Below are 11935 nucleotides of genomic sequence, written 5' to 3' on the forward strand. Positions count from 1 at the left end.
GGAATGGCGAAGGGAGTGCCGTGGCCACGGCGAGCGGCGAGACGGACGCGGAATTCCGGGCGCGGATCCGCGACTGGCTCGCGACCAACCTGTCCGGCGAGTTCGCCGGACTCCGCGGCGCGGGCGGCCCGGGGCGCGAGCACGAGTTCTTCGGCGAGCGCGTCGCCTGGGAACGCCACCTGGCCGCCGCCGGGCTGAACTGCATCGGCTGGCCGGCCGAGAACGGCGGCGGCGGGGCCAGCATCGCGCAGCAGGTGATCTTCCACGAGGAGTACGCCCGCGCCGGCGCGCCCGCCAAGGTCTCGCACCTCGGCCAGGAGCTCCTGGGGCCCACGCTCATCGCCTTCGGCTCCGACGAGCAGAAGGCGCGCTTCCTGCCCGCCATCCGCGACGTCCGCGAGCTGTGGTGCCAGGGCTACTCCGAGCCCGGCGCCGGCTCCGACCTGGCGAACGTCAGCACCACGGCGCGCCTCGAGGGCGACGAATGGGTCATCTCCGGACAGAAGGTCTGGACCTCCCTCGCGCACGTCGCCGACTGGTGCTTCGTGGTCGCCCGCACCGAGCCCGGCTCCGCCCGCCACAAGGGCCTGTCCTACCTGCTCGTCCCGATGGACCAGCCGGGCGTCGAGGTCCGGCCGATCGTCCAGCTCACCGGCACCTCGGAGTTCAACGAGGTCTTCTTCGACGGTGCCCGCACCGCCGCCGCCAACGTGGTCGGCGAGCCCGGCGAGGGCTGGCGGGTCGCCATGGGGACGCTCGCCTTCGAGCGCGGCGTCGCCACCCTGGGCCAGCAGATCGGCTTCCGCCGCGAGCTGCAGACCCTCACCGACCTCGCCCTCGACACCGGCGCGGCCGACAGCCCCGAGGTCGCCGACGCCCTGCGTCGCGCTTGGACCGAGCTCGACGTGATGCGGGCGCACGCCCTCCGCACGCTCGGCTCCGCCGAGACCGGCACCGCCGAGGTCGCGAAACTGCTGTGGGCCAACTGGCACCGCCGGCTCGGCGAGATCGCGATGACGGTGCGCGGCGCCGCCGGACTGCTAGCCGACCCCGAGCTCGACGACTGGCAGCGCCTCTACCTGTTCACCCGAGCCGACACGATCTACGGCGGCTCCAACGAGATCCAGCGCAACATCATCGCCGAGCGCGTGCTCGGCCTGCCGAGAGAGGCCCGCCCGTGAGCGCCATCCCCGCACCCCCGTACCCCCAGGGACGCAACCTCGTCGAGGACAAGGTCGTCGTCGTCACCGCGGCCGCCGGCACCGGCATCGGCTCCGCGACCGCGCGGCGCTGCCTCGAGGAGGGCGCCCGCGTCGTCATCTCCGACTGGCACGAGCGGCGACTGGGCGAGAAGCGCGACGAGCTCGCCGCCGAGTTCGGCGACCGGGTGCACGCGATCACCTGCGACGTCACTGTCGAGGAGCAGGTGCAGGCCCTGCTCGACGGTGCCGCCGAGCGCTACGGCCGGATCGACGTGCTGGTCAACAACGCCGGCCTCGGCGGCAGCGTCGCCGTGCAGGACATGACCGACGAGCAGTGGTCGCGCGTGCTCGACGTGACCCTCACCGGCACCTTCCGCGCCACCCGCGCCGCCATCAACCGGTTCATCGCGCAGGGCGGGGGCGGGGTCATCGTCAACAACGCCTCCGTGATCGGCTGGCGCGCGCAGGCCGAGCAGGCGCACTACGCCGCCGCGAAGGCGGGCGTGATGGCTCTGACCCGCTGCTCCGCGGTCGACGCGGCGCCGCACGGCGTCCGGATCAACGCCGTCTCGCCCAGCATCGCGATGCACGCCTTCCTCGCGAAGGTCACCTCCGACGAGCTGCTCGACGAGCTCTCTCGACGCGAGGTCTTCGGGCGCGCCGCCGAGCCCTGGGAGGTCGCGAACGTGATCGTCTTCCTCGCCTCCGATTACAGTTCTTATATGACCGGCGAGGTGGTCTCGGTGAGCAGTCAGCATGCCTAAGCCGGACCCGTCCGCGCGCCGCGCGGAGGTCCTGTCCCTGAGCGCGAAGCTGTTCGCGGAGAACGGCTACCGCGCGACGACCGTGCGCGACATCGCCGACGCCGCGGGCATCCTCTCGGGGAGCCTGTACCACCACTTCGACTCCAAGGAGTCGATGCTCGACGAGATCCTCCGGGACTTCCTCGACCGCCTCTTCGGCGAGTACCGCGCCGTGCTGGCGACCACCCTGGCCCCGCGGGACCAGCTGCGCGGCTGCGTCATCGCCTCCTTCGCGGCGATCGACGCGAGTCCCGACGCCGTGGCGATCTACCAGGCCGAGGCGCGCGGCCTCGCGCAGCAGGAGCGCTTCGCCTACATCGCCGACTTCCTGCAGGAGTTCCGCTCCATGTGGCGCGGCATCATCACGCGTGGCATCGAATCCGGCGACTTCCGAGCGGATCTCGACGTCGACGTCACCTACCGCTTCCTCCGCGACACCGTCTGGGTCGCGGTCCGCTGGTACCGGCCCGGCGGGCAGCTGCCCGTGGGCGCGGTCGCCGACCAGTACCTCACGATCCTGGAGCACGGGATCGCCAGCCCTGACAAGGAGCAGTCATGACCGATCTCGCCCCCGGCGCCTACATCCTGGACGCGGTGCGCACCCCGTCCGGCAAGCGCGGCGGTTCCCTGTCGACGGTGCACTCCGCCGACCTCGGCGCACACGTGCTGCGCGCCTCCGTGCTGCGCTCCGGCGTCGACCCGCAGCTCGTCGACGACGTGATCATGGGCTGCTGCGACACCATCGGCCCGCAGTCCGGCAACATCGCCCGCACGTCCTGGCTCGCCGCCGGCTTGCCGGAGCACGTCCCCGGGGTCACCGTCGACCGGCAGTGCGGCTCGAGCCAGCAATCGGTCCACTTCGCGGCCCAGGCCATCCTCTCCGGCACCGCGGACGCGGTCGTCGCCGCGGGCGTGCAGAACATGAGCGCGATCCCGATCAGTGCGGCGATGCTCGCGGGCCGCGAGTACGGGTTCGACGACCCGTTCTCCGGCTCGGTCGGCTGGCGCGAGCGTTACGGCGACGTCGAGGTCTCGCAGTTCACCAGCGCCGACATGATCGCCACGAAGTGGGGCGTCTCCCGCACCCGGATGGAGGAGTTCGCGCTCGCCAGCCACGAGCGTGCCATCGCCGCCACCGACGCGGGCCGGTTCGAGGCGGAGATCGCCCCCGTCGGGGACTTCGCCATCGACGAGACGCCCCGTCGCGGGACCACACTGGAGAAGATGGCCGGTCTCGCCCCGCTCGCGGAGGGATCGGCGATCACCGCCGCTGTCGCCAGCCAGATCGCGGACGGCGCGGCCGCCGTCATGGTGGCCTCCGCCGACTTCGTTCAGCGCCACGGCCTGCGGCCCCGGGCGCGGATCCACCACATCTCGGTGCGCGCCGCGGACCCGGTGTGGATGCTCACGGGCCCGATCCCCGCCACGCAGTACGCACTGCAGAAGACGGGTCTCACCGTCGCCGACATCGACCTCTTCGAGTGCAACGAGGCCTTCGCCTCCGTACCGCTGGCCTGGATGGACGAGTTGGGCATCCCGCACGACAAGGTGAACGTCAACGGCGGTGGGATCGCTCTGGGTCACCCGCTGGGCGCCACCGGGGCGAAGCTGATGACCACGCTGTTGCACGAGCTCGAGCGCCGCGGCGGCCGGTACGGCCTGCAGACGATGTGCGAGGGCGGTGGCACCGCCAACGTCACCATCATCGAACGGAGCTAGCGGAGCACGTAGCCGAACCCGCGCACGCTGTGCACATGGCACCACCCCGGGGTGTCGATCTTCCCGCGCAGGCGTTGGACCGCGTTGTCCACGATCCGCGACTTGCCGTGGAAGCCGTGCCCCCACGCGAGCGTCAGGAGCGATTCGCGCGACTGGGGCACGCCGCGCCGCTCGGCGAGCGCGATCAGCAGTCGGAACTCGGTGGCGGTGAGCGGGATCGGCTGCCCGTCCCGGCTGACGGTCTGCCGGCGGACGTCGATGCGGAGCCCGCTGGGCTCGACCACGATCTCCGAACCGGACCCCTCGTGCGTATCGCAACTGAGTGAGCAGACGGCGCCGGCCGTCCGCGAACGGCGCAGGATCGCTCGGAGCCGCGCGTCGATCTCCCGGCCGGTGACCGGCAGCGCGACCACGTCGTCCGCGCCGACGGCGAGGTCGGCGACGGTGTCGACCTCGTCGTGCCGGGAGGCGAGGACGAGTAGGGGGACGCCCGTCGCGCGCCGGACATCGCGGCACGCGTCGGTCCCCGCCGCGCCGTCCGCGGCGACGATGACGGCATCCGTGGCCGCAAGGGCGGGTGCGGGGAGCGGCGATGCCAGCGCCGATTCCGTGACCTGATGCCCGAGTGCGCGAAGGGAGTCACCGCCTCGCCGAACTCGGTCCCCGGGTGTCGGCGTGAGGTACAGGATCTGCACTGGGCAACCTCCTCGATCAGTGCGAGATAGCAAAGTGACTATACCCATGTTCCACTTTGCTACGCGATGTCATGGTTCGACGGGGTGGTCGCCCGAGGTTGCTCGGATGGATTCCGGCGGAGAAGCGACCCTGACGCCAAGTGAACGGGTGTTCTCGAAAGGCTGCCCGATTCGCACAGGACAGGCCGTTCGTGGCGAGATGGCGGTTCCGGTGTCGAGCGCGTGAAGATTGTTGCAGAACGGCCGCGGGCCGCCGACTTCTGTCGCAAGCGGCGGCGATAGTGAAGATTCGTGTTGGTGAATAGTTCGACGGCGTGCTTCGGTGAGTCATCTCGAACGAGTGGACACGAAGGAGTCGAAGAGTGAGACGTTTCAGCGTCGTCGCAGCGGGGGCCGTCACGGTGACCGCGATGATGTCGGCGGCCGTCGCCGGCCAGGCCGCAGCCCAGATCACCCCGCAGAACCCGTCCGGGCCGGTGAAGGGCGCGACCCAGAGCCTGAGCTCGCCGGAGGGGCTGCGCGCGAAGATCGCCCTGAAGGATCTGAAGGCGAAGCTGTTCCCGCCGCTCGCGGGCGACAACAAGTCGCGGCTCGCGTACGTGGACGGCAAGGCGGAGGGCACGATCCAGGCGGGCAGTTCCGATGCCGCGTCCGTCGAGGTCGGGTACGTCGTCGCGTGCGGCGTCAAGGACGGCGGCTTCGAGTCGTGGATCGGGAGCAATCAGACCATCGGCGCCGCGGGCGCACTCGCGGGCAGTATCCCGGCGGCGGGCGCGGCCCTCGTCGGTGTCGGCGGGTCGCTGGGCCTGACCCAGAACCAGGTCATCAAGACCGCGCCGGGCGCGATCGTCTACCTGCCGGTGGGCACCAAGGAGATCGACAAGCCGAAGGCCGGGGAGACGTTCGGCGTGCGGTTCGGGGAGAAGCGGGTGAGCATCGAGGGTTGCATCGGCAGCGTCGACGCGGTCGCGTACGCGACGCTCAAGGTCTCGTCGCGGACCTTCGACGACTCCAAGACCGTCTACAGCGAGGTCATGCGCTTCGCCTGATGTAGAGACCGGGCCGGCGGCGGGGGTCCTCCGCAGAATCCGCCGCCGGCCCGGGTTCCGTCCCCGGCCGCGTCGCTGCGGCCGGGGCGGGATCAGGCGCGCAGTCGCGCGAGCTCGTCGAGCCGCGACTCCGCGTCGGCGACGATGCGCTCGATGAGGTCGGCAACCGTCGGGAGGTCGTCGATGATCCCGGCCACCTGGCCCGAGGCGAGGACCCCGGCGTCGGTGTTGCCCTCGACGAGGCCCGCGCGCAACAGCATCGGCGTGTTCGCCGACATCATGAGCTGGCTCCACGAGCGATCGCCGCTCTTCTTCATGGCGAGCCCCTCGCCGACGAGGCCTTTCCAGGAGACGCCGGTCAGTGCCTGGAAGCGCACGGTGTTCAGGGCGGCGTGCGCGAGCGTCGCCACGCCGTGCGAGCGCTCGAGCGCGTCCACCAGCGCGGTGCGCAGGACCCGGTGCGGCATCCCGTCGACCTTGGTGGTGACCACGGTGTCGCCGAGCCCGCGCTGCAGGTACTCGGCCTTCACGGACTCGGGGACCCGGCTGTCCCGGGTGAGCAGGAAGCGGGTGCCCATGGCGACGCCGGACGCACCGTACGCGAGCGCCGCGGCGAGGCCGCGGCCGTCGAAGAAGCCGCCGGCGGCGACCACCGGGATGTCCACGGCATCGAGGACCGACGGCAGGAGCAGCGTGGTGGCGACGCCACCGGTGTGGCCGCCGCCCTCGCCGCCCTGCACGACCACGGCGTCGGCGCCCCACGAGGCCACCTTCTCGGCATGCCGCGCCGCGCCCACCGACGGGATCACGACGAGCCCGGCGTCCTTGAGCTTCGCGATCATGTCCCGCTTCGGCGCGAGCGCGAACGAGGCCACCCTGACCCCCTCACGGATGAGGAGATCCACGCGCTGCTGCGCGTCCTCCGCGTCCGCGCGGAGGTTGACGCCGAAGGGCTTGTCGGTGCGTTCCTTGGTCTTGAGGATCGCGGACTCGAGCTCGGGGTAGGTCATCGTCGCGGAGGCGAGGATCCCCAGCCCGCCGGCGTTCGCGGTGGCCGCGGTCAGGTGTGCCCCGGAGACCCAGCCCATGCCGGTCTGGACGACGGGGTGCTCGACGCCGACCAGCTCGGTGAACGGGGTCCGCAGCGTCATGCGGGGACCTCCTTGCTGCGCAGGTTCTTCGGGTCCACCACGGTGCGGATCAGGTCGAGCTCCTCGGCGGTGGGTACCCGGGTCTCCGGCACGTCGGAGCCGGCCAGCGCGAAGCTCGTGGCCTCGCGCACCTGGTCCTCCGTGACGCCCGGGTGCACCGACAGCAGCGTCATCGCACCGTCGTCACCGAAGCCGAGGACGGCGAGATCGGTGACCACGCGGTGGATGTCGTGGAACCGCGATGCGGACGGCCCGGCCGCGCGCGCCCGGTCGTAGCCCACGCCGCTGACGACGTCGACGGCGTCCACGAAGACGCGCGTCGAGTGCTTCGGAATCCAGTACGAGGTCCGGTTGTTCACGGTGTTGCCGGGTCCGCCGCGCACGCCCAGCAACTGGCGCGACGGTGCCCGGTGCTCGCCGATCGCGGAGATGTTCTGATTGCCGTACCGGTCGATCTGGCTGGCACCCATGATGACGTGGCGCTTACCGTTCGGGACCACCACGTCGAGCACCTTCTTGAAGGGCTGCCAGCCCTCGATGCCGGCGGACGGATTCGCCGCGTCGGCGACGAGGTAGGCCTCGCCGTCGGAGAGCAGCAGGTCGGGGGCGAAGGTCAGGCGCGCGAGGCGCCCGCCCAGCGAAGGGATCAGGCCCATCGGGCTGGCGGTGATCTCGCCGTCGCCGCGGAACAGGTCGGCGATCGCGGTCACGCACACCTCGGCGCGGGTGATGTCGGTCATTTGGTCGTCTCCTCCGCCGCCCACGCGGCCACTTCAGCCTGGTAGTGCGCCTCGTCGCCGGAGAGGAAGCGCTGCTCGAACGCGGTCCATGCGGCGGGATCCTTGGCGCTGGCGGCGTAGTGCCGCTGGAACTTCTCGTCCCGCCCGTAATCGGGGGCGGCGGTGGTGAAGTGCGCGCCGTTCGGCGTCTCCACCACGCCGGCCACGGCGCTGCGATTGATGATCAGCGACTGCACGGGCCCGCCGGCCACCAGCTCCTCGGTGGTCACGATCCGCTCGCACGAGACGTAGCAGCGGTCGGCGGCGAGCGCGAAGTCGTCGTCGAAATACGGGTCGGGGCCCAGGTACTGGGCGTTCCCCCGGGCGTCGGCGCGGTTCATGTGCACGAGTGCGGCGTCGAGCCGCAGTGCCGGAACCGCCACCAGTTCCTCGCCGTCGGCGTAGGGGGAGACGATGGTGCGCAGGTCCGGATTGACGTCCATGACCGACGAGCCGAGGCCGGCGCGGATGGGCAGGAAGGGCAGGCGCTGCACCGCCGCCTTGAGGCCGGCAGCGAACATGCCCTCGTCCCACTCGGCGACCTCGATCGCGCCGGACTGGCGGACGCGCGCGAAGTTCGGGTCGATGGGCACCGTGTCGAGAGTGACGAAGCCGAACACCAGCTTCCGGATCTTCCCCGCCGCCGCGAGCAGACCCACGTCGGGCCCGCCGTAGGACACCACGGTCAGGTCCTTGAGGTCGGAGCGCAGGATCGCGCGCACCAGGGCCATCGGCTTGCGCCGCGAGCCCCAGCCGCCGATGCCCAGTGTCATGCCGTCCTCGAGTTCGGCGACCACCTGCTCGGCGGTCATGGTCTTGTCGGTCATGCGTTCTCCTGTGCTGCGTCGTCGTTCGCCTCGCCGACCGTGCGGCCGGTGGAGACGAACTCGCGGCGGTGCTCGTCCGAGTAGCCCGCGAGGTTGAGTTCGAAGGTGAAGCCCTGCTCGAACCGGTAGCTGGTGTGGACGTTCACCGGGTCGATCCCGTTGATCGCCTCCTTCGCCTTACGGATCACGCGAGTGTCCTTGGCGGCGATGGCCCGTGCCACCTCGAGGGCGGCGCCGTCGAGCTCGGCGCGGGGCACCACGCGGTACACCGAGCCGAAATGATGCAGCTGCTGGGCGGTGATCGTCCCGGCGGTGAAGTACAGGGTGCGCATCAGGTGCTGCGGCACGAGCCGGGCGAGGTGCGTCGCGGCGCCGAGCGCGCCGCGGTCCACCTCGGGCAGGCCGAAGGTCGCATCGTCGGAGGCGACCACGACGTCCGCGTTGCCGACGAGGCCGATGCCGCCGCCGAGGCAGAAGCCGTTCACCGCGATGATCACCGGCACCGCGCAGTCGTAGACCGCGGAGAAGGCCGCGGCGCAGCCCTGGTTCGCGCCGATCAGCGCGCCGTAGCCGTCGCCGGCGGCCTGCGCCGCGTCGATCTCCTTGATGTCGACGCCGGCGTTGAAGCCGCGACCCTCCGCGCGCACCACCACGACGTGGCACGACGGATCGCGGCCGGCCTCGGTGATGGCGTTCGCGAGGTCGAACCAGCCCTGCACGGTGAGGGCGTTGACGGGGGGTGCGTCGACGGTGATCGTGTGGATCCCGGGCTCGTCGACGGTGGTCGTGATCGGTGAAGGCACACCGACTCCTTCGAGGTAGACAGGTAGAACGTGATCTAAACCTAGCAATTGCTTGGTACGCTACCACCGAAGCCCGGCCGACCGGAATGGGAAGTGGTGAATCTTGTGGCGAACGCACCTGCGGGGCGCGATCTCGGACTCGACGGCGCGGTGGTGCTGGTCACCGGCGGCGTCCGGGGGATCGGCGCGGGCATCGCCCGCGTCTTCCTCCGGCAGGGCGCCACGGTGGTGGTGTGCGCCCGGCGGGAACCCGAGAGCCCGGTCGAGGCCGACGGTGCCGCAGCCGAATTCGTGGCCGCCGACGTCCGCGAGCCCGAGCAGGTCGACGCCCTGATCGCGGGCATCGTCGAGCGGCACGGCCGGCTCGACGTGCTCGTCAACAACGCCGGGGGAGCGCCTTTCTCGGACGCGGCCACGGCGTCGCCCCGGTTCCACGAGAAGGTCGTCGGGCTCAATCTGCTGTCCCCGTTGCTGGTCGCGCAGCGAGCGAACGCGGTGATGCAGGAGGCCGGCAGCGGGGCGATCGTCAACGTCTCGAGCGTCAGCGCCACGCGCCCGTCGCCCGGCACCGCCGCCTACGGGGCGGCGAAGGCCGGTCTCGACTCCCTCACGGCGAGCCTCGCGGTGGAGTGGGCGCCCGCGGTGCGCGTGAACGCACTCGACGTGGGCATGGTGCGCACCGAGGCTGCCGAGCAGCACTACGGCGACGACGCCGGGATCGCGGCGATCGGCGCGACCGTGCCCCTCGGGCGGCTCGCCGACCCCGAGGAGGTGGGGGCGTGCGCCGCCTTCCTGGCTTCGGCGCTCGCGTCCTACGTCACCGGCGCGACACTGCTCGTCCACGGCGGCGGCGAACGCCCCGCTTTCCTGGCCGCGGCGAACGCCGAGCGCGTCGCGCGGTAGATCCGAACCACGAACGAGGAGAAGAACAATGACAGGAATCGTCGACGGTCGCGTCGTCATCGTCACCGGCGCGGGCCGCGGCATCGGCCGCGCACACGCACTGGCCTACGCCGCGGAGGGCGCGGCCGTGGTGGTCAACGACTACGGCGTCGGGCTCGACGGCGCGGACGCCTCGTCGGGCCCCGCCCAGCAGGTCGTGGATGAGATCCGTGCCGCGGGCGGCCGCGCGATCGCGAACGCCTCCGACGTCGCGGACTGGGACGGAGCGCAGGCGCTGGTGCGCAGCGCGATCGACGAGTTCGGCCGGCTGGACGTGCTGGTGAACAACGCGGGCTTCCTCCGCGATCGGATGCTGGTGAACATGTCCGAGGCGGAGTGGGACGCGGTGACCCGGGTGCACCTCAAGGGGCACTTCGCGATGCTGCGCCACGCGGCGGGCTACTGGCGCGACGAGTCCAAGGCGGGGCGGCAGCCCGACGCCCGGGTGATCAACACCAGTTCCGGCGCCGGCCTGCTCGGCAGTGTGGGCCAGGGCAACTACGCCGCCGCCAAGGCGGGCATCGCCGAGATGACGATCCAGGCCGCCGCCGAGATGGGGCGCTACGGCATCACCGTCAACGCGATCGCGCCCGCCGCGCGCACCCGCATGACCGAGGTGACCTTCGCCGACGACATGGCCGCGCCCGAGGGCGGTTTCGACGCGATGGCGCCCGAGAACATCTCGCCGCTGGTGGTGTGGCTCGGCAGCGTCGAGTCCGCCGATGTCACGGGCCGGGTGTTCGAGGTCGAGGGCGGCAAGGTGTCCGTCGCGCAGGCCTGGCGGCACGGCCCGCAGCGCGACAAGGGCGCCCGTTGGGCGCCGTCGGAACTGGGTACCGTCGTGCGCGAATTGATCGCCGAGGGGCCGGCGCCGGAGCCCGTGTACGGGGCCTGATCCCCGAGAAACGACGATGCCGGCCGCGCGGGAGGGGATCTCCGCGCGGCCGGCCGCGTCTCGGCGAGGGGGTGTGCCGAGTCTGTGGGGTCAGTCGAGCCGGCCGGACTCCGCGAAGAACCGCACCAGTTCGGCGGCGGTGGTCGCCATCGCGCGCGGCGCGTAGCCGAGTTCGTTGCGGGCCTTGCTGATATCGACGAGCGGCGACGCGAAGAGCGGGCCGAGGGCCGCCTTGGACAGCACGTCCGACCCGAGCCGGGCATTGATGGGCTCCAGGACGGGCATGATGGCGGCGAGCGCCCCGATGGGCACGGCCACCCTCGGCCCGGACTTGCCGGCGGCCTGCGCCGAGAGCCGCATCGCATCGATGATCGGCGCGAATTCGCCGCCCAGGAGGTAGTTCTCGCCCGTGCGGCCCTTCTCGGCCGCGAGCATCACGCCCGTCGCCACGTCGCGCACGTCGACCAGGTCGAAGCCGGCCTTGGAGACGAAGGCGGGCATCCGGCCGCGGGCCGCGGTGTGCGCGAGGCGGTTCAGGCGCGAGAGCGCGGCACCGTGATCGGCGGGCCCCCACACACCGGTGGGGTTGCAGACGGTGGCGTCCAGGCCGTCGTCGATGACCTTGCGGAGCTCCTGCTCGCCCGCCCACTTGGACCGGTCGTAGACGGGGATCTCGGGGCGCTCGGACCGCGGCGCCGTCTCGTCGATGACGTCGACGAGATCCTGGTCGAAGGCGTGGATGGAGCTCAGGTGCACCATCTTCCGCACGCCCGCGTCCAGCGCCGCGCGAGCGACAACGCGCACGCCCTCCGTGTTCAGTCGCCACGCGGCCTCGTCCTGCATCCGCAGGGTGATCATGGCGACCAGGTGGTAGACCACCTCCACGCCCTCGAGCGCCGCGCGCATCTCGGCGGGCTCGAGCACGCTGGCCTGCACCCAGCGCACGCCCTCCGGGGCGTGCGGCGAGCTGGTGCGGTCGATCGCGACCACCTCGTGCCCCTGCTCGACGAGCTGCTGCAGGAGGTTCCCGCCGACGAATCCGGCCGCGCCGGTGACTGCTACGCGCATCG

At 71.6% G+C, this 11935-nt stretch carries 13 protein-coding genes; 7 read left to right on the forward strand and 6 right to left on the reverse strand.

What is annotated here, in order from left to right; translation table 11 throughout:
- Positions 1-20: 20 nt before the first annotated feature.
- Genes ACLQ3K_RS07505 through ACLQ3K_RS07520 form a run of 4 tightly spaced genes read left to right on the forward strand, consistent with a single transcriptional unit; the run spans position 21 to position 3724 of the window.
- Positions 21-1181, forward strand: a complete 1161-nt coding sequence (locus ACLQ3K_RS07505) for an acyl-CoA dehydrogenase family protein (RefSeq protein ID WP_425998249.1) — start codon at positions 21-23, stop codon at positions 1179-1181.
- Positions 1178-1966 carry an SDR family oxidoreductase gene (locus ACLQ3K_RS07510; protein ID WP_336670897.1) on the forward strand — a complete coding sequence of 263 codons (789 nt, stop codon included), beginning with the start codon at positions 1178-1180 and terminating at the stop codon, positions 1964-1966. Before ACLQ3K_RS07505 ends, ACLQ3K_RS07510 begins: the two co-directional genes overlap by 4 nt.
- Positions 1959-2564: a TetR/AcrR family transcriptional regulator gene (locus tag ACLQ3K_RS07515; RefSeq protein ID WP_425998251.1), complete on the forward strand. Its 606-nt coding sequence runs from the start codon at positions 1959-1961 to the stop codon at positions 2562-2564. Before ACLQ3K_RS07510 ends, ACLQ3K_RS07515 begins: the two co-directional genes overlap by 8 nt.
- On the forward strand, positions 2561-3724 hold the full coding sequence (locus ACLQ3K_RS07520; protein ID WP_425998253.1) for an acetyl-CoA C-acetyltransferase: 1164 nt from the start codon (positions 2561-2563) through the stop codon (positions 3722-3724). Before ACLQ3K_RS07515 ends, ACLQ3K_RS07520 begins: the two co-directional genes overlap by 4 nt.
- Here ACLQ3K_RS07520 and ACLQ3K_RS07525 read toward each other — a convergent pair.
- Complete coding sequence (locus ACLQ3K_RS07525; RefSeq protein ID WP_425998255.1) at positions 3721-4419, reverse strand: response regulator transcription factor; 699 nt, start codon at positions 4417-4419, stop codon at positions 3721-3723. The genes ACLQ3K_RS07520 and ACLQ3K_RS07525 overlap by 4 nt on opposite strands.
- Positions 4420-4781: 362 nt before the next feature.
- Here ACLQ3K_RS07525 and ACLQ3K_RS07530 point away from each other — a divergent pair, with 362 nt between their 5' ends.
- A complete protein-coding gene (locus ACLQ3K_RS07530; protein WP_224645366.1) occupies positions 4782-5468 on the forward strand; it encodes an MspA family porin in 687 nt (228 codons plus the stop codon).
- A gap of 92 nt (positions 5469-5560) precedes the next feature.
- On the opposite strand, the gene ACLQ3K_RS07535 is transcribed toward ACLQ3K_RS07530, so the two are convergent.
- Genes ACLQ3K_RS07535 through ACLQ3K_RS07550 form a run of 4 tightly spaced genes read right to left on the reverse strand, consistent with a single transcriptional unit; the run spans position 5561 to position 9028 of the window.
- On the reverse strand, positions 5561-6619 hold the full coding sequence (locus ACLQ3K_RS07535) for an NAD(P)H-dependent flavin oxidoreductase (protein ID WP_425998257.1): 1059 nt from the start codon (positions 6617-6619) through the stop codon (positions 5561-5563).
- Complete coding sequence (locus ACLQ3K_RS07540) at positions 6616-7359, reverse strand: CoA-transferase subunit beta (protein ID WP_425998259.1); 744 nt, start codon at positions 7357-7359, stop codon at positions 6616-6618. The genes ACLQ3K_RS07535 and ACLQ3K_RS07540 overlap by 4 nt, the downstream gene beginning before the upstream one ends.
- The gene (locus ACLQ3K_RS07545; RefSeq protein WP_224645363.1) at positions 7356-8225 is read right to left on the reverse strand and encodes a CoA transferase subunit A; all 870 of its coding nucleotides are present in this window, start codon (positions 8223-8225) and stop codon (positions 7356-7358) included. The genes ACLQ3K_RS07540 and ACLQ3K_RS07545 overlap by 4 nt, the downstream gene beginning before the upstream one ends.
- A complete protein-coding gene (locus ACLQ3K_RS07550) occupies positions 8222-9028 on the reverse strand; it encodes an enoyl-CoA hydratase family protein (RefSeq protein WP_425998261.1) in 807 nt (268 codons plus the stop codon). Before ACLQ3K_RS07550 ends, ACLQ3K_RS07545 begins: the two co-directional genes overlap by 4 nt.
- A gap of 105 nt (positions 9029-9133) precedes the next feature.
- On the opposite strand from ACLQ3K_RS07550, the gene ACLQ3K_RS07555 reads away from it, so the two are divergent.
- Positions 9134-9931, forward strand: coding sequence for an SDR family oxidoreductase (locus ACLQ3K_RS07555; protein ID WP_425998263.1), 798 nt, complete (start codon positions 9134-9136; stop codon positions 9929-9931).
- 28 nt (positions 9932-9959) lie between these two features.
- Positions 9960-10865 (forward strand): SDR family oxidoreductase, encoded by a 906-nt coding sequence (locus ACLQ3K_RS07560; protein ID WP_336670906.1) that lies wholly within the window; start codon positions 9960-9962, stop codon positions 10863-10865.
- A gap of 90 nt (positions 10866-10955) precedes the next feature.
- Here the strand turns inward: ACLQ3K_RS07560 and ACLQ3K_RS07565 are convergent, their stop codons facing one another.
- Positions 10956-11933, reverse strand: coding sequence for an NAD-dependent epimerase/dehydratase family protein (locus tag ACLQ3K_RS07565; protein WP_224645359.1), 978 nt, complete (start codon positions 11931-11933; stop codon positions 10956-10958).
- Positions 11934-11935: the final 2 nt, after the last annotated feature.

Source organism: Tsukamurella sp. DT100 (assembly GCF_049844855.1).
Classification (GTDB): domain Bacteria; phylum Actinomycetota; class Actinomycetes; order Mycobacteriales; family Mycobacteriaceae; genus Tsukamurella.